Raw genomic sequence first — 17797 nt, forward strand, 5'->3', positions numbered from 1 at the left:
TGGTTCATACCAGATGGTTTTCGTAAGCGAAGACCACTGCTTGGACACGGTCGCGGGCATTGATTTTCTGAAGAATATGAGTGACATGGGTTTTCACCGTGGGCAGTGAGATTCCCAGATTGTCGGCAATCTCCTGGTTGCTCAGGCCTTGGGCTATGTGAACCAGAACCTGCAGCTCGCGGTCAGTGAGTAGGTCTGCTTCGGGATCGCGATAGGTCGATCCCGAAGGCATGGATTCGGTCCCAGGCATGTCATGAGCCATATGCTCGATCAAGCGTTTTGTAGCCGAAGGGGCGATGATCGCATTGCCCTGGTGAACTGTACGGACGGAGGACAAGAGGGTTTCAGGCTCGGTATCCTTGAGCAGAAATCCTGATGCGCCGGCTTTTATAGCAGCCATGACGTATTCGTCAAGATCGAAGGTGGTCAGCACAATGACCCTGGGCTCCGGACGGTCAGGCGACAGAGCAGTGATCCGGCGGGTGGCTGTCAAACCATCCATGCCGGGCATTCGGACATCCATGAGGATCACATCAGGCCGCAGGCGCGAAGCCAGGTCCACTGCTTGCTCGCCGTCTGCGCCTTGGCCAACCACGGTCATGTCATCCTGGGAGCCGATGACCATGGCAAAGCCAGCCCGGACCAGATCCTGATCATCCACGATGGCAACGCTGATGGGTTCGGTCCGTTCCATAACTTCCTGCTTCTTTCCGCTAAATGATGGTCAGCGCCACCATCCGATTTTATCTGAGTCGAGCGTGGCTAGGAATTGCGACAGGTTACAATTTGTAGCCAAGGTAATCGCTGTTTGATTGGGTGTTGTCTAAGCGATGGTTGTCTGAGTGATTGTTACCGAAATAACTGTTGACGGAGCCACTACCAAATGGTGAAGTGAGCCGTTTCGGTTACTGACTCCTGGCCTGGGCTGATCATCAGGTTCGTTATTCATAGAATGCTCCATTCTTCCGGTGGGCTGATTGCCTGCTGTGTACGTTTCCTGTGTATCCATTTCCTGTGTGCTCGCCATAGGAGGTGTACATCATCAAGAACGCTCATGTCTGGAGTCCGGTTGGTCCGATTAGACATGCTTTGATTCCTTATCCTGTTGCGAATGTTGCGGAGGGTTGTCAGGCTGATCGTCAAGATCTACTGGCAGGGGTTTGGCTGGGTGAAGAGCCGGCGAAGGTGTGGTCTTGTGGGTGGGATCGACCATATGGTTCCTGTCTGAATTGGGGCTCTCGTCTGACACGTCGGTGGTGTCAGTGTTTGAGTGCGAATCAGTGCTGGAACTGTGACGCAGGACTGTGAGTAGTTGTCGCATACGAGCCAGGGCCTGGCGTCCTTGGGTTGCAATGTCGCCGAAGGCTTGTGCTACCTGCTCTGGGGGAGGGTCCACCCCCTTGACTTGGTAATCGTTCAACTCGGCGATGGCTTTGCCAGTGGATGCAATGACTGTATTCAGTGTGGCGGCCACCTCTACCTGCATGGTGGCGCCGATGAGTTCCCGCTCTTGATTGGCTGCCAGAGCCTGGCTTTCCTGCAAGGTCTGGTTTAGCGCGCGCTCGCGTTCCTGCTGGAGAAGCAGAACCGAACCACGAGTGCGTCGGCGTGAGGCAATCAGAATGGTCAGCAGACAGATCAAGGCCGGTGCGGCCATCACTATGAAAAGCACTAAATGGGATGCAGAAAAAGAGGCTTCTGCCGGTCCTTTTGTCATGTAGGACAAAATGGTGGGACACCCTTGGGTATTGGCTGCACATCTGACAACCCACAAAACCATATCCGTGATGACCGCGAACGGAACCCAGCGCCTGGTGGAGTTTTTACCGTAAACCATTGCTGAATAGACGGCAATTGGGGACAAGACTGCAGCTTCCGGCAGCCAGGGCGAGAAGAGCAGTAGCAGGGCGGCGACAGCAGCCACTATAGCGGCGCAAAAGCCTGGACGGACCCTGCGCACAATCAGAGGCAAAGCGATAGCTAGTGTGGCAATGATTCTTGCTGGCCGGCCTGGATCATATTGGGGAGTGACAGGTGCTATAGCAAGAGCTTGACCTGGATTTTCTACCAAAACGACTCCGATTACCAGACCCAGGTCGGCCGTCAACGGATGGCGTTGGAACCAAACGAAGAGCGTGGAGACAATTGAACGCAGGGACCATTGCATTTGTCGGTTGGCATGTATTCCTGCTTCAGGGTCGGGTTTTGGCGGAGCAGCAAAAGGAATCCATGCCTGGATGTGGTAACCGCCTTCTGGCTTGGGGCCAGCTTGAAGGCTGCCTCCCAGGGAAGTCAGTCGTTCGCGCATTCCCAAAAGGCCGAAACCTGAATGCTCAGGTCGGTCCATCTCCGGCGGAGAATCTGAATTGGTAATGGCATGGCTGAGTGGGTGGTCGTCAATGGTGAGGCACAGACCGTCTGTGAGCCACTGTTCTTCAATCTGCACATCCGAAGCTGGGGCGGCATGCTTGCGAACATTGGTCAAGGCTTCTTGAAGGATCCGATAAGCAGTTATGGCGCGGCTGCGATCCAACTTTTCTGGGTGGGGTCGGCCTTCGAGGCGTCGGTTGAATTGAGATTCTGGCTGAGCAAGTTGGGCGGCATCTATCAAGTTTGTCCATGATTCGTAGCTGGTCGACGGATTGCTTGAAGAGGTGGCACCTGAGGGCCAAATATACGCATCGTCGGCCGTATCAACGTTGGCCTTGGCAGTATTAGCAGCTGAAGTCTCTTTGCTTGTGTGAAGATAGTCGCTGGCTTGACTTGGCTGAGTGCAATCTGTTCCGGCTGGATTCGGATTATCAGCGTTTGCGGATTGACGAGGGGAATTCGTTTGGGCAGTTGCTTGAGATTGGTCAAGGATATGGATGTCGGCAGGGTCGGTTGGTGGTGGGGAAGACGGGTGCTGGCCGGGAGGAGAATCCGATGTTTTTTGGCTGGTTGCGGCCGCTAGGTTGGTCGGTGATTTGAGTTTGCCGAAGAGAGAGCTCAGCTCGCGTAGGGCTCGACGGCTCTCTTGATCGATGGTGCGCATGGTCTTGAGGGCCAGGCTCATATTGGCAGTGGCTGCGTATCTGCCGGCATCGGCCTGCACGATGACGATGGACAGTGTGTGGGCGACGACATCGTGCATGTCACGGGCTATGCGGGCCCGCTCAGCACTGGCAGACAGGGCGGCGCTCTGTTCTGCCTGCAGGGCCAGGGCATGGTTGCGTCGCCGGGCCTCGTCAAGGGCATCTCGCCTGGTCCGCGTCCAGTAGGCTGCGACGATGGCTACGAGCAGTAAGAGCGCTTCGATCAGAAAATTCGATAGGAAGGTGGTCGCCAGTTCTCTGAATGAGATCGGCCACATAGAGGCGCGGTCCGGCTGTGCTCTGCCCGGAGGCAGAAACCCCAAATCGACCAATGTAAAGATAAGGCAGGATAGAGGCGTCATGACCCAGGCCAAGGTCAGGTAGAGTCGACGCAAGGATGGGCGTCCGTAGAGCAGACATGAATAGACCATCACCAGGCAGACTGCGTCGGCGGGCATGATGGCTGGCCCCAAGAAAAGCTGAGCCAGAGCCACAGCAACGAAGAGCCAGGCTGCCAGGTCGGGGAATCGACGACGGATAACGACAGGAGCTATGAGCAGGACCGTCCACATCAGGATTAGGTTTTCCTGCAAGGGGATCAGGGCCCCATCTTTGAGATTGGCGGTGGAGCCACTCAATAGAAGCAACAGAAGGATGGCGAAGAGAGCGTCAGTCAGCAGCATTCGATTATTGGACCTGGTGATTGGTCGCTGCGCTGTTTGACTGACTGTGCTCATGGAATCAACACTATTCGGGGGCGGAGGGAGGTGCCATCAGTCCGAGGGATGATGTGGTCAAATATGGAATGGCTTTCTGCATAGCATGCACGGCCGAGACATATGCTGCCCAAACGCACATCCCAACCCTCGGATGGCTTTACTGGCAACAAACTCGGATTCCGCGCTTGGATTCAGTAGGCAGTAAGAGCAGATCGCAGACTTGCGCTCAGTCGGCAATGAGTATGGATTCCATATGGATTCCACATTTGTGCTCAACTGGCAATTGGCAGCCGGCAATTGGCAGCCGGCAACAAGTATGCACCCCATATCCATCCATCCAGCCTGTATTCCACAGATACCAGTCAGGCCGACGAATCGTCGTGCATTCCGCAACGGTTCGTCGGCCTGACAACGCAGGGGAGGGCACCCAGTCTCAGGAGAAACGCAGCCGAATCTGCTCGGCCGTGCCGTAGGAGGCCTGCGCCCCTTGCCCGGTGGCGGCGTAGGCGGAGACGTAGGAGGCCAGCTGGGCGGCCTCAACCAGGGTCATATCGGAGGCCAGGCCGGCCAGCACGGTGCCCATGAAGGCGTCCCCGCAGCCGGTGGTGTCCACGGCGTCCACATGCACGGCGTGAATCCGGTAGGTCCGGCCCTGATCCAGCACCATGGACCCCTCGCCGCCTAGGGTGACGATGGCCCGGTGGAAGCCGAAGTCCTGCATGGTCTGGTTGATCCGGTCCCAGTCGGCCCCCAGCCAGTCGCCGTCCTCGGGCTCGTCGATGCCCAGCAGCTGGGCCATCTCATGCTCGTTGACCAGGATCAGGTCCGAGTTGGCGATCAGGTTGGCGGGCAGGTCGGCGCGGAAGGGGGAATCGTTGAGCAGCACGGTCATGCCGGCCTCGTGGCCCATGCGCGCGGCCTCGGTGACCGTCTCGATGGGGCTCTCCAGGCACAGCCCCAGCACCTTGGCCGAGGTCAGGGCCTGGCGGGAGCGGTGGGCGTAGTCCACATCCACCTTGCCGTTGGAGCCTGGGGAGTAGACGATGGTGTTCTCGCCGCGCGCATCCACGGTGATGACTGTGGTTCCGCTGGCTCCCGGCACGGTCATCACATGGGAGACGTCCACCCCGGCGTTGCCCAGCTGCCCCAGCAGGAAGTCGGCGTTGGAGTCGGATCCCACGGCCCCGAAGAGCCTGACCTGGGCGCCGATGCGGGCCGCGGTCGCCGCCTGGTTGGCCGACTTGCCCCCGGGCAGCACCTGCAGGGGACCGCCGTTGATGGTCTCGCCGGGCTTGGGCAGCCGGTCAGTGTTGACGGTGTAGTCCGCATTCATGGACCCGACCACCGAGATGGACCCCGTGATGGCATCCAGTCCCTTGAGCACCTGGTCGGGTGCCGCCGCCATATCTTGAATCATGTTTCTCCGTTCCTTGATGAGCTTGTCCGCCTTGATGATCACGCTGTGACATGTTCAGGGATCCTGGCCGGTGTGCGCGGGCGGGCGACCCACCGAGGCGCAGTGGCGGTAGCTGGTCTGCAGCCGGACCGACCGCACGGGCGAGCCTGCCATCAGAGCCAGGAGCATGTCCACGCAGCGGGTCCCCATGGTGTCGATCTGCTGGGAGATGGTCGACACGGCCGGGGTCAGGATGCGGAAGACGGGCAGGTCGTCGAAGGTGACCATGGACAGGTCCTCGCCGATGCTGATTGCTCGCGACTGGGCCGTTTTGATGGCGCGTATGGCATCCAGGGAGGATCCGAAGAGCACGCCGGTGATGCCCTGCCGGGCCCAGAGGTCGATCATGTCGGGGTCGAAAGTGCCGGGCTCTACCTGGTCGGCCAGAGGGTCGTCCATGCCCTCGATGCTTGCCAGCAGGTCCCGGTAGACGTCCAGGCGTTCGCGGAAGGTGGCCGATTCCTTGAGGGGTCCGGGCACCAGGGTGATGCGTCGGTGGCCCTGGGCGTGCAGATCCTCAAGGGCCTGCCTCAGGCCGGGCTCGGGGTCGGCGTCCACGCAGGGGATGGCCCGCCCGTCGTGTCCGGCGGCACCCTCGGCGGCACGGTCCACGCAGACCAGGGGCAGTCCGCGTCGGGTTAGCTCCTCCAGGGTGTGCGAGGAACGCGGCCCGGGCACGATGATGGCTCCGTCGATGTGCTGGCCCAGCAGGTTGCGCACCTGGGCCCGGTCTTCGCCGGGGTCGCCCTGGGTGGAGGTGCAGATCAGGGTCTGGAAGCCGTGGTTGAGCAGCTGGCCCTGGATCAGGTAGGCCAGGTCCGCGAAGTAGGAGTTGCGGATGTCGGGGATGAGCAGGCCGATGGTGCGCGAATGGGCGGAGTGCATGGACCGGGCCCGGGAGTCCGGCACATAGTGCAGGTCGTGGATGACCTGGTTGATGCGCTGTCGTGTGGCGGGGGAGATGCGCCCGGAGTCGTTGAGGGCTCGGGAGACCGTCGATACGGACACACCGGCCCGTTGGGCCACATCCCTGATCGTCGCGTACGCCATCATGGCCTTTCGTCGAAGTGGTCGGCCGCCGGGCCGGACTGCCGACCTCGGCGGTTGCCTGACCGCCGCCATGGGCAGGCGAACGGTTCTGACAGCCTTCAGTTATATCAGTGCGGTAACGATACCGCAACTTTCACAGCATGGCCCGTCGAGGCTTGGCTATGGGTGAATGTGAGCAAGGCTGAATGCGCGGAGACGAAGCTGCTGCTTGCGCGATTATGCTGGGATAGGGAGATGAACAGCGGCCAGGCTGGCTGGTGGCTGTTAGGCCTGCTGGCCGACCTGGCCGTGTTTCCTCCTCTCCCGGGCTGGGTCGGGGGCGTGTATGCCTGCCTTCGGCTGCTGCCTGCGGAAGTGTGGTGGGGGCGCGGGAGGGATGTGTCGGCTCTCTTGGGGTTGAGCCTTTAAGTGGCACTTGTCCTCCCTGCTCCCCCTGTATGGGCCGGGGGCGGGGGGATTGATACGCCGCCCGGCCGCTCTTACTCGTGCGAAGCGTGTGACAGTCGGCGTTGTTCCCTCCGGTGGCGGCGTGAGGCGAGGACCCCGCCCATGCCGGTCATGCCGGTGGCCAGGGCGAGCAGGATGCCCTCCCCGCCTGCCTGGGGGAGCACGCCTGCTGGCAGGTACGTGTACCTGAGGGAGGTGTCGGGCGTTTGGGGTGCGCCGCCCAGCGTGTAGTCCACGCTGACGGTGACCGTGCCCGGCTGGTGTGCGGGCGTGGTCACGCTGACGCTGCCGCCGTCGCCGCGCGTCAGGCCTGACACGGGGGTCTGGTCGAACCTGACGCCGGTGATCACCAGAGCCAGGTTGAACATCACCGGCACAGGAACAGGACTCCTGCCTTTACTGTTATTTGCCCCTGTGGGGATGCTGTCGTTGCCGAGCTGGCCATAGTAGTTGTATCCCCAGGCGTAGGCGTTGCCGTCGCCGCCCACGGCCAGCGAATGAGCGTATCCGGCGCTGACCTGTGCGGCTTGCAGTCCTTTGCTCCTGTCGGTGGGGTTGGCCGGGTCGCGCACGCGCACCGGAACACTCGAGTCATTGGTGGTGTTGTTGCCGATCTGGCCGTACGTGTTGTTTCCCCACGCGTAGGCGTTGCCGTCGCTGCCCTCGGCCAGCGAATGAGAGCCTCCGGCGCTGACCTGTATGGCTTTCAAACCTTTGCTTGTGATCGTGGGGCTGCTGGGGTCGCGCACGCGCACAGGAACAGGCGAAGAGCTGGCGGTGTTGTTACCGAGCTGGCCGCTGTCGTTCAATCCCCAGGCGTAGGCGTATCCGTCGCTGCCTACAGCTAGCGAGTGATCGCCTCCGGCGCTCACCTGTGTGGCTTGTATTCCTCTGCTCGCGTTGGTGGGGCTGGCGGGGTCGCGCACGCGCACCGGAACAGACGAATACGAAGATACGCTGCTGCCGTTGGCGTTGTCGTTGCCTAGTCGACCATAGACGCCGTTGTATCCCCAGGCGTAGGCGTATCCGTCGCTGCCTAATGCTAACGAATGAAGGGCTCCGGCGCTGACCTGCACGTAGGTGAAATCCGCAAGCTTGCCTGCAGGCTTTCCCACTTTGACCGGCGTAGACCGGTCGGTGGTCGTCCCGTCGCCGAGTTGTCCACGGTTGTTGGTTCCCCAGGCGTAGGCGTATCCGTCGCTGCCCATGGCCAGCGAATAATTTTGTCCGGCACTAATCTGCGCATAGGTGAAATCTGCCGGCGCTCCTGCAGGCTTCTCTACCCTGACCGGCGTAGACCGATAGCTGGTACTGGTCCCGTTGCCGAGCTGGCCATAGTTGTTGTTTCCCCACGCGTAGGCGTTGCCGTCGCTGCCCATGGCCAGCGAATGAGAGTGTCCAGCGCTGACCTGCGCATAGGTGAAATCTGCCGGCGCTCCTGCAGGCTTCTCTACCCTGACCGGCGTAGACCGATAGCTGGTACTGGTCCCGTTGCCGAGCTGGCCATAGTTGTTGTTTCCCCACGCGTAGGCGTTGCCGTCGCTGCCCAGGGCCAGCGAATGAGAGTTTCCAGCGCTGACCTGGTTGAACCTGATGCCCCGGTTGGTGCTGTCCGGCGGGGTGATGGTGGCGGGTTCCCTGCCCAGCTGGCTGCCCTTGTCAGGGCTGATGCTCCACTTGGTGTTCCGGCTTTCGGGCGACCAGTGGGCGGTCAGGGTGAGATTCTTGGTGACGGGCTTGCTGAAGTCGTAGGCGACCTGCCCGATGAACCACCCGTCGAACAGGAAGCCTTGGCGCGACGGGTCGGGTGAGGGGCGCTTCACCCTGCCGTCCAGGGCGGGGAAACTCTGGTCTGTGGGTTCGGGTTTTCCGCCGTCCGTGTCGAATCGGACCGTGAGCGTGGATCGTGGTTCGGCGCTTCTGGTCAGCGTCTGGTCGACCGTGTACTTGAGGCTTCTAGTGAAGGGCTGGCCGTCCTGCCTGCCGGTGATGGTGATGGCGGCTGGCCCTGGCTTATGCGCGGGTATGCCTGTCTGCCATGAGTTGTTGTTCTTGGTGAGTTTGAGCGGTTGGCTGTCCATGCTGGCTGTTTCCAAGATGGGCGCGGCTGTGGTGTCGAGTCTGGCTGTGGTGTCTAGTCTGGCTGGCTTGCCGGGCCGGCCCTGTCCGTCCAGGCTCCACGCGAACATGCTGCCCTGCCTGCTGATGGCTGTGACTCTGCTGCCGGCTTTGACGGCCTGCATGTACTGCCAGCTCCCGTCGTCAGACCGCACGGGGATTTCGCCCGGCTTCCAGGCCCATACGTGACTATCTTTGTCGATGATCGTGGCCTGATCGCCGCTGCTGTTGATTCTGCCGATCTGCTCGCTGTCGGGTAGGCTGACAGCAGTGATGCTGTTCTTGCCATCGGCCAGATAATAGGCTTGTCCATTCGAGTCCAGGAAGAGGAACCCCCGGTTGAGGGCTTGGGCCTGGATAATGCGCATATTCGGTTCCTGCCTAATGCGTTCAGGCTTGACTTTTACAGTGTTGCTCGCATCACAGGTCCAGGCCTGCCCGTCCGCACCCACGATGAGGACACGGCTGTCTGAGCCCACGGCGATGACGGCCTGCCTCTGCCCGGGCAGGCTGGTTGCGGTCTGCCGTATGAGTTTCGGATTCTGATTCTGTCTGTTGGTTTGGCTGTATTGGAGAGCGTGGATCTGTCCCTGCCAATCTAAGGTGAGGAGTTGCTTGTCGCTGATGCTGATGCTGGTGAACTTGGTGTTCTGGCTGGTGTCGAGGATAGTGGGCGTGGGTTGTCCGCTGGTCCAAGTGTATAGCTGCTGGTCGGATCCCAATGCGGCTTGCCATTGGTTGTCGGCTGCAACCTGCAGGTAGTGGAACCCGTCGGGAGCCTGGGCGGGGAAGGGGACCTGCATGGGTGTGTTGTCCTGCGTCCATGTGTAGATGCGGCCGTCGCCTGTCAGACCGAGAGTCTGCTCTCCTGCAGTGTGAATGCTGGCGAATTGAGGCTCCTGCCGGTTGGGTGGGCTGATGGTCAGCCTGGTGCCGGTGGCTGGTCCGTGGTCCGGGCTCAGCGTCCAGTCCGTGATCCTTGTCCATTGGGCTTTCAGGGTGGTGTCCTGGAGGATGGGGGTCTGGAAGTCAAAAGGCTGGTTGTCGAGTGTCCACCCGTCGAATCGGAAGCCTTCACGTTGAGGATTCTGTTGCGGGGGAGCGGCGAAGGTGCCGGTTTCCACGGTTGACTGAGTGGGTGTGCTGCCGTCGCCCAGGTCAAAGCGCACCATGTGCGCGGTTTGATGATCCGTCTTATCGGATGGCTTGGTTGAAGCGGATCCTGTGTTGCCTGGGCTGCTTGTCGGCGATGACGGGGTGTCCGGGTTTGGTGTGGTGGTGCTTAACGGTGAGGAAGGTGTCAGTGGTGATGGTGTGGGTAGTGGTGTGTTGGTTGCGTTGCTGGGGAGAGTGCCGGGGGTTTGGTTAGCTACGCGAGGGGTCTGACGACCCCCCCCCCCCCCGGTGAGTATGGGAGCGTCCGCCTGGGCGGATGCGACGCCCAGGCCTGCCAGCAGGCTGATCAGGACGGTCATCATCGCCATGATGCGACGCAGACGGGAAACCAGATGCATGAAACCAAAACCCCTTCACCAAACACCAAGCGGTATCAATACCGCTTGCCTATTCAAAGTTCTACCTGCCAACGTCAACCCTGCATCAAATTGCATGAGTTAATGGCGCAAGCCAGTCGTCTTCTCGACATCCCCCGCTTTTCACCCTACCACCCAGTCCGCAGACAACACACAAGCCAGAACCAATCGTCCGGCGACAATGAGCGTGGCAATTGGGGAAAAGCGATTGTTTACGAAATTATGAGGTTGTAGGGAATGAACAGCGACTTTCCTGACTGAGTACTGTAAGCTTCATATGTCGGCCTGTCTGTGTTTCTCTGTTTCTCTCCCTTTTTTGAATATGGGTGTGCATGCCTGCCCTGAACTCCAGCAGATAAAACTGTGGTGGGGGCGCGGGAGGGGGTGTCGGCTCTCTTGAGGTTTAAGCCTTGATGGACACGTTCCTCCCTGTCCCCTTCCCCTGTGTAGGCCGGGGGCGGGGGGATTGATGCATCGCCCCCGGCCTCTCTTACTCGGGCGAAGCTTGTGACAGTTGGCGTGTTTCCCTCCGGTGGCGGCGGGATGCCAGCACCCCACCCATGCCGGTCATGCCGGTGGCCAGGGCCAGCAGAATGCCCTCACCGCCGGCCTGGGGGAGCACACCTGCAGGCGTGTATGTGTATGTGAGAGATGTGTCGGTCAGCGTGTTTCCTGCGCCGCCCATCGTGTAGTCGACGCTGACCGTGACCGTGCCTGGCAGATGTGCAGGCGTGAGCACTGTGGCGCTGTTGCTGTTGCTGACAGGAGTCAGATGCGTGCCAGGGCTGGTGTCGAACTTGGCTGCGGCGATCACCGGCTGCGGGTTGAACATCACCGACACGGGAACTAACTTGCCGTTGGTGGTACCGTCGCCGAGCCGACCGTTTCCGTTGTTTCCCCAGGCGTACACGTATCCATCACTGCCCACGGCCAGCGAATGCCAGTATCCAGCACTGATCTTTGTGGCTTTCAGTCCTTTGCTCGTATCAGTAGGGTTGGCGGGGTCACGCGCGGGCACAGGAACATGCGAATCCGTTTTCGTGTTATTGCCGAGTTGGCCAGAGCTGTTGTATCCCCAGGCGTATGCGTATCCGTCGCTGCCCAGGGCTATCGAATGCCGGCCTCCGGCGCTGACCTGTACGTAGGTGAAATTCGTTGGCAGGTCTGGATACGTCTTGCGATCAGGTTTCTGAACCATGACCGGCGTATATCTGGAGTTTTTGGCCGTCCCGTCGCCAAGCTGGCCATACGTGTTGTCTCCCCAGGCGTATGCGTTCCCGTCGCTGCCCACAGCCAGGGAGAATGAACCAGTGTTTGAGCTGCTGATCTGGTTGAACTTGATACCGTTTGTATTGGTTGGTGGGGTAATGGTGGTCCTTTCACCGCCGATTTGACTGCCCGTATCAGGGCTTATTGTCCACTTGTTTGACGACCAATGGGCAGTAAGTCTGAGGTCTTTGGTCACAGGCTTGCTGAAGTCGTAGGCGACGTTGTCGATGAACCATCCGTAGAACTGGTAACCATTGCGCGTCGGGTCGGGGGAGGGCCGCTTCACCCTACCGTAGGGGTAGCCGACTTGCTGGGGTTGGGGTGCCTGGCTTCCTCCTGCTGTATCGAAGGTGATCGTGTGGGTGGAATCCTGTTGAGCATCCCTTAACAGCGGCTGGTCGACGGTGTAATTGAGGCTCTTGGTGAAGGGCTTATCGTCCTGCATGCCGGTGATGGTGATGACGGCCGGCCCGGGATCGCGGGCGGGGACATCTGCCTGCCAGGCATCGCCGGTCTTGCTGAGTGTCAAGTCTTGGCCATCCAGGCTGGCTGATTCCAGGGTGGGCGCTGTGGTGGAGTCGATTTTTGCCGGCTTGCCGGGCTGGCCTTGGGTGTCGATGCTCCACTGGCATAGGCTTCCCTGCCTGTCTAGGGCGGCGATTCTGCTGCCGATGCGGACTGCCTGCAGATAGTGCTGGTTCCCGCTGTCTGCGCGCGTGGGTGCCTCGCCTGACTTCCGGAACCAGAGGCGGTCGTCCTTGTCTGTGATGATGGCTTGGTCATTGCTGGCGCTGATCCGATTGGCTTTCGTGCTTTCTGGCAGGTTGACGGCTTTGGCACTGGTCGCGTTGTCGGCCAGGTACCAGGTCTGCCCGTCAGCGTCCAGCAGGAGCAGCCCCTGGTTGAGGGCTGCAGTCTGGATGATGCGCACGCCCCGGTCCTGCATGATGGGTGACGGCTTCGTGTTTCCTGCCTGGCCTGGCTTCCATGACCATGCCTGCCCGTCCGCGTCCACGATGAGAGTCCGGCTGGGGGAGGCGACGGCCAGTGTCGCCTGAGCTTGCCCGGGCAGGCTGATCGTGGAGTGCTCAGTGGGTTTCATGTTCCGGCTGTCGGCCTGGCTGACCTGGAAGATGTGGACACGGCCCTGTTGGTCCACGGCCAGCAACCGGTCGTCGCTTGTGCTGATGCTGGTGAACCTGATGTTCCCATCAGTATCGAGGATGGTGGGCGTGGGCTGTTGGCTGGTCCAGGTGTAGATGTGCTGGTCGGATCCGAGGACCGTCTGCCACTGGCTGCCGGCTGCGGCTTGCAGGTAGTGGAACCCTTCGGGAGCCTGGGCAGGGAGAGGAACCTGTTTTGGTGTGCTGTCTTGTGCCCAAACGTAGATGTTGCCGTCGCCGGTCAGGCCGACAAACTGGCTGCCTGCCGTGTGGATGCTCGTGTAATAGGGTTTTTTCTTGTCGGGCGGACTGACGGTCAGCTGTGTACCTGAGGAGGGTCCGTGGTTCGGGCTCAGAGTCCAGTCCGTGGCCTTGGTCCAACGGGCGGTCAGCGTCGTGTCTAGCAGGATGGGGGTCTGGAAATCGAAGGGCTGGTCATCAAGCGTCCACCCGTCGAACCGGAAGCCCTCACGTTGCGGGTTCTTTTGCGGAGGTGATGCGAGGGTTCCGGTCTTCACGGTCGCTTGGGTGGGTTTGCTTCCGTCGGCCGGATCGAAGCGCACCGTGTGCGCGGCCTGATCATCTGTCTGCCGGGATGGCCTGGTTGAAGCGGAGTCTGCACTGCTTGGACTATTTGTCGGCGATGACGGGGTGTTTGGGCTTGATGTCGTGGGGCTCAGGGGCGAGGGCGAGGGAAGCGGCGTGCCGGTTGTGCTGCTGGGAAGAGTGGCGGGGGTTTGCTTAGCTACGCGAGGGGTCTGACGACCCCCCCCCCCCCCCCCCGATAAACATAGATTCAGTACCAGCGTCGGTTTCAGCTTCGGCTTCGACCATGCCCAAGCCTGACAGGAGCAGCATAAGAATAATCGCGAACGTCAGCGAACGCAATCGGGAGCTTATACGCATGACTTACAAACCTCTTCCCCAACAACAGGCTTGCCTGCCATCTGTTATTTCCCAACGGCCGGCCAACACCACTGCTACGTCTTACTTGCAGAGGAGTCTCTCGGCCATTCAAGGCGGATCTGGCGCCAATTGCGCTGATACAGTCAGAAGACGAAAGACCCCTCAACATCCCCACAAAAATCATACCATTGCAACCTGCAGGCATCAGCCAAATCCCGTCCAGGGTTGGGAACGAGCGAGTACTTATAGTAATTATTTGAGATAGAGAAATAAACAGCGGCCGGGCTGGCTGGGGGCTGTTGAGCCTCCTGGCCGGCCTGGCCGTGTTTCCCTCTCTCCCGGGCGGGGGCGGGGGCGTGCATGCCTGCCCTCGGCTTCCGCCTGTGGAAGTGTGGTGGGGGCGCGGGAGGGAAGTGTCGGCTCTCTTGGGGTTGAGCCTTAGGTGACACGTTTCCTCCCTGCTCCCCCTTGATGGGCCGGGGGCGGGGGGATTGATACGCCGCCCGGCCGCTCTTACTCGTGCGAAGCGTGCAATAGTTGGCGTTGTTCCCTTCGGTGGCGGCGCGAGGCGAGGACCCCGCCCATGCTTACAGTCCCGGTGATGAGGGCGAGCAGGATGCCTTCCCCGCCTGCCTTGGGGAGCACGCCTGCTGGCAGGTACGTGTACCTCAAGGAGGTGTCCGGCGTTTGGGGTGCGCCGCCCAGCGTGTAGTCGACGCTGACGGTGACCGTGCCCGGCTGGTGCGCGGGCGTGAACACGGTCACGCTGCTGCCATCGCCGCGCGTCAGGCCTGATGCGGGGGTCTGGTCGAATCTGACGCCGGTGATCACCAGAGCCAGGTTGAACGACACCGGCACAGGAGCCCTTCTTGTGTTTGTAGTGTTGTCGCCGAGCTCGCCACTGCCGTTCTTTCCCCAGGCGTAGGCGTTCCCGTCGCTGCCCACGGCCAGCGAATAAGAGTACCCGCCGCTGACTTGCACGGCTTGCAGTCCTTTGCTCGTGTCGGTGGGGCTGGCGGGGTCGCGCACGCGCACAGGAACAGTCGAAGGGTTTCTGATGTTGTTGCCGAGCTGGCCATAGTAGTACCATCCCCAGGCGTAGGCGTTCCCGTCGCTGCCAACGGCCAGGGAATGATCGAATCCGGCGCTGACCTGCACGTAGGTGAAGTCCGCTGGCAGGTCCGGGTACGTGTTGCGGTCGGGCGTCTTCACCCTGATCGGCGTTTTCTTGTCGGTGTTCGTCCCGTTGCCGAGCTGGCCAGTGTCGTTGTATCCCCATGCCCAGGCGTATCCGTCGCTGCCTAGGGCCAGGGAATGATATCGTCCGGCGCTGACCTGCAGGTAGGTGAAATTCGCCGGCGCGTCTGCAGGCTTCCCCACTTTGACCGGCGTAGATTGGCCGCTGTAGCTTGTCGTCCCGTTGCCGAGCTGGCCATTGCTGTTGGATCCCCAGGCGTAGGCGTTCCCGTTGCTGCCCACGGCCAGGGAATGATATCGTCCGGCGCTGACCTGCAGGTAGGTGAAGTCCGCTGGCGCGTCTGCAGGCGTCTTCACTCTGACCGGCGTTTTCTGGCTGCTGGTCGTCCCGTTGCCGAGCTGGCCAGTGTCGTTGTATCCCCAGGCGTAGGCGTTCCCGTCGCTGCCTAGGGCCAGGGAATGCTGCCATCCGGCGCTGACCTGCAGGTAGGTGAAATTCGCCGGCGCGTCTGCAGGCTTCCCCACTTTGACCGGCGTAGATTGGCCGCTGTAGCTTGTCGTCCCGTTGCCGAGCTGGCCACTGTTGTTGTATCCCCATGCCCAGGCGTTCCCGTCGCTGCCCACGGCCAGGGAATGATCGCCTCCGGCGCTGACCTGCACGTAGGTGAAATCCGCAGGCGCGCCTGCGGGCTTCCCCACCATGGCCGGCGTATTCCGGTAGCTGCTGCCCGTCCCGTTCGTCCCGTTGCCGAGCTGGCCATAGTAGTTGTTTCCCCAGGCGTAGGCGTTGCCGTCGCTGCCCGCAGCCAGGGAATGATAGTCTCCGGCGCTGATCTGGCTGAACCGGATGCCCCGGCTGGCGCTGTCGGGCGGGGTGATGGTGGTGGATTCCCTGCCCAGCTGGCTGCCCTTGTCGGGGCTGATGCTCCACGTGCTGTTCCGGCCTGCGGGCGTCCAGTGGGCGGTCAGGGTCAGGTCCTTGCCGACGGGCCTGCTGAAATCGTAGGCGACATCCCCGGTGAACCATCCGTCGAACAGAAAGCCATCCCGCGCAGGGTCGGGGGAGGGGCGCTTCACCCGGCCGTACGGGGAGGGGACAGTCTGGTCTGCTGGTATGGGGTTTCCTCCGCCTGTGTCGAAGCGGGCCGTGAACGCGGATCCTGGCTCCGCGGCTCGTGCCAGCGGCTGGTCGACCGTGTACGCAAGGCTCCTGGAGAAAGGCTGCCCGTCCTGCCTGCCCGTGATGAGGATAGTTGCTTGTCCGGGCTTGTGGGCGGGCATGTCCGCCTGCCAGGAGCCGTTGCTCCTGGTGAGCGTCAATGCCTGGCCGTCCATGCTGGCCGTTTCCAGGATGGGCGCCTGCATGGTGTCGAGCCTGGCCGGCCGGCCTGCCTGGCCCTGCCCGTCCAGGCTCCACCCGAGCATGCTGCCCTGCCTGCTGATGGCGGTGACCCTGCCGCCGGTCTTGACGGCCTGCACGTACTGCCGGCTCCCGTCGTCCGCGCGCTTGGGCGCTTTTCCGGGCTGCCAGGCCCAGACATGGCCGTCCGTGCCGACGATCATGGCCTGATCCTCGTTGGCGGCGATCCTGCTGGCCTGCACGCTGTCGGGCAGGCTGACCGGGGTCATGCTGGCCATGCCGCCCGACAGGTACCAGGCCTGTCCCTGTGAATCCAAGAGCAGGAATCCTCTGATAAAGGCTCGCCCTTGGACGATGCGCATGCCTGGATCCTGTTTGATTCGTTCGGGCTTGGCGTTGCCGGTCTTGCTCGCATCCCAGGTCCAGGCTTGCCCGTCCGTGTCCACGATGAGAGCCTGGCTGTTGGAGGCGGCGGCGGTGATGGCCTGCGCTTTCCCGGGCAGGCTGAGCGTGGCCTGCTGGATAAGTTCTGGATTCTGGCTGTCGTCATCGCTGGCCTGATAGGCGTGGACCTGTCCCTGCCGGTCCACTGCGAGCAGCCGGTCGTCGTCCAGGCTGATGCTGCTGAATTGGGTGCTCCGGCTGGTGTCGAGGATGGTGGGCGTTGGCTGTCCGCTGGTCCAGGTATATATCTGCTGGTCGGATCCGAGAGCCGCCTGCCGGCGGCTGCCGGCTGCAACCTGCTGGTAGCGGAATCCGTCGGGGGCCTGGGCGGGGGAGGGGGCCTGTTTGGGCGTGCTGTCTTGTGTCCAGGTGTAGATGCGGCCGTCGCCGGTCAGGCCGACGGTCTGGCCTCCGGCGGCATCAAGGCCGGCGAATTGGGGCTCCTGCCTGTCGGGCGGGCTGATGGTCACTCGCGCGCCGGAGGCGGGCCCGTGGTCCGGGTTCAGCGTCCAGTCCGTGGCCTTCGACCACTGCGCTGTCAGGGTGGTGTCCTGGAGGACGGGGGCCTGGAAGTCGAAAGGCTGGCCGTCAAGCGTCCACCCGTCGAACCGGAAGCCTTCACGCACAGGGTTCTGTTCCGGAGGGAAGGCGAGAGTCCCGGTTTTCACGGTCGTTTGGGTTGGTTTGCTGCCGTCCGCCGGGTCGAAACGTACGGTATGCGAAGCTTGATTATCTGTCTTGTCGGCTAATTTGGACGGAGCGGCGTCTGCGCTGTCAGGCGTTCCCGTCGTCGATGACGGGGTGCCGGACTTGGATGATGCTGGGTTTAATGGTGTGGCGGCTGGTATCGGCGAGGGCGAGGGCAGTGGCGTATTTGGTGCGTTGCTGGGGAGGCTGGGGAGGGTGCCGGGGGTTTGCTTAGCTACGCGAGGGGTCTGACGACCCCCCGGTGAGTATGGGAGCGTCCGCCTGGGCGGATGCGACGCCCAGGCCTGCCAGCATTCCCAGCAGGATGGTCGTCATCGCCAAGGTGCGACGCAGACGGGAAACCAGATGCATGAA

Annotated in this window: 8 protein-coding genes; all 8 read right to left on the reverse strand. The window is 61.6% G+C overall.

Annotation, left to right across the window (positions count from 1 at the left end):
* Nucleotides 1-4 precede the first annotated feature (4 nt).
* Nucleotides 5-694 carry a response regulator gene (locus tag ACUIAH_RS01300; protein ID WP_445341140.1) on the reverse strand — a complete coding sequence of 230 codons (690 nt, stop codon included), beginning with the start codon at nucleotides 692-694 and terminating at the stop codon, nucleotides 5-7.
* A gap of 384 nt (nucleotides 695-1078) precedes the next feature.
* Nucleotides 1079-3811: a DUF7134 domain-containing protein gene (locus ACUIAH_RS01305; RefSeq protein WP_445341141.1), complete on the reverse strand. Its 2733-nt coding sequence runs from the start codon at nucleotides 3809-3811 to the stop codon at nucleotides 1079-1081.
* Between the two features lie 415 nt (nucleotides 3812-4226).
* Entirely contained in the window at nucleotides 4227-5210 is a 984-nt protein-coding gene (locus ACUIAH_RS01310; protein ID WP_445341142.1) for a ribokinase, read from the reverse strand.
* A 54-nt stretch (nucleotides 5211-5264) separates the two neighbouring features.
* Nucleotides 5265-6302, reverse strand: a complete 1038-nt coding sequence (locus tag ACUIAH_RS01315; RefSeq protein ID WP_445341143.1) for a LacI family DNA-binding transcriptional regulator — start codon at nucleotides 6300-6302, stop codon at nucleotides 5265-5267.
* Nucleotides 6303-6778: 476 nt separating this feature from the next.
* Nucleotides 6779-10378: an RCC1 domain-containing protein gene (locus ACUIAH_RS01320; protein ID WP_445341144.1), complete on the reverse strand. Its 3600-nt coding sequence runs from the start codon at nucleotides 10376-10378 to the stop codon at nucleotides 6779-6781.
* A 508-nt stretch (nucleotides 10379-10886) separates the two neighbouring features.
* Nucleotides 10887-13391 (reverse strand): InlB B-repeat-containing protein, encoded by a 2505-nt coding sequence (locus tag ACUIAH_RS01325; protein WP_445341145.1) that lies wholly within the window; start codon nucleotides 13389-13391, stop codon nucleotides 10887-10889.
* 856 nt (nucleotides 13392-14247) lie between these two features.
* Nucleotides 14248-17403, reverse strand: a complete 3156-nt coding sequence (locus ACUIAH_RS01330; protein ID WP_445341146.1) for an RCC1 domain-containing protein — start codon at nucleotides 17401-17403, stop codon at nucleotides 14248-14250.
* Between the two features lie 250 nt (nucleotides 17404-17653).
* On the reverse strand, nucleotides 17654-17794 hold the full coding sequence (locus tag ACUIAH_RS01335) for a hypothetical protein (protein ID WP_445341147.1): 141 nt from the start codon (nucleotides 17792-17794) through the stop codon (nucleotides 17654-17656).
* Nucleotides 17795-17797 lie beyond the last annotated feature (3 nt).

The organism is Bifidobacterium sp. ESL0820, assembly GCF_052606235.1.

Bases quoted from the DNA above. Each gene is read 5' to 3' on its own strand.
- ACUIAH_RS01335 (WP_445341147.1), bottom strand. From the start codon at position 17,794: ATGCATCTGGTTTCCCGTCTGCGTCGCACCTTGGCGATGACGACCATC.
- ACUIAH_RS01310 (WP_445341142.1), bottom strand. From the start codon at position 5,210: ATGATTCAAGATATGGCGGCGGCACCCGACCAGGTGCTCAAGGGACTG.
- ACUIAH_RS01300 (WP_445341140.1), bottom strand. From the start codon at position 694: ATGGAACGGACCGAACCCATCAGCGTTGCCATCGTGGATGATCAGGAT.
- ACUIAH_RS01320 (WP_445341144.1), bottom strand. From the start codon at position 10,378: ATGCATCTGGTTTCCCGTCTGCGTCGCATCATGGCGATGATGACCGTC.
- ACUIAH_RS01315 (WP_445341143.1), bottom strand. From the start codon at position 6,302: ATGATGGCGTACGCGACGATCAGGGATGTGGCCCAACGGGCCGGTGTG.
- ACUIAH_RS01305 (WP_445341141.1), bottom strand. From the start codon at position 3,811: ATGAGCACAGTCAGTCAAACAGCGCAGCGACCAATCACCAGGTCCAAT.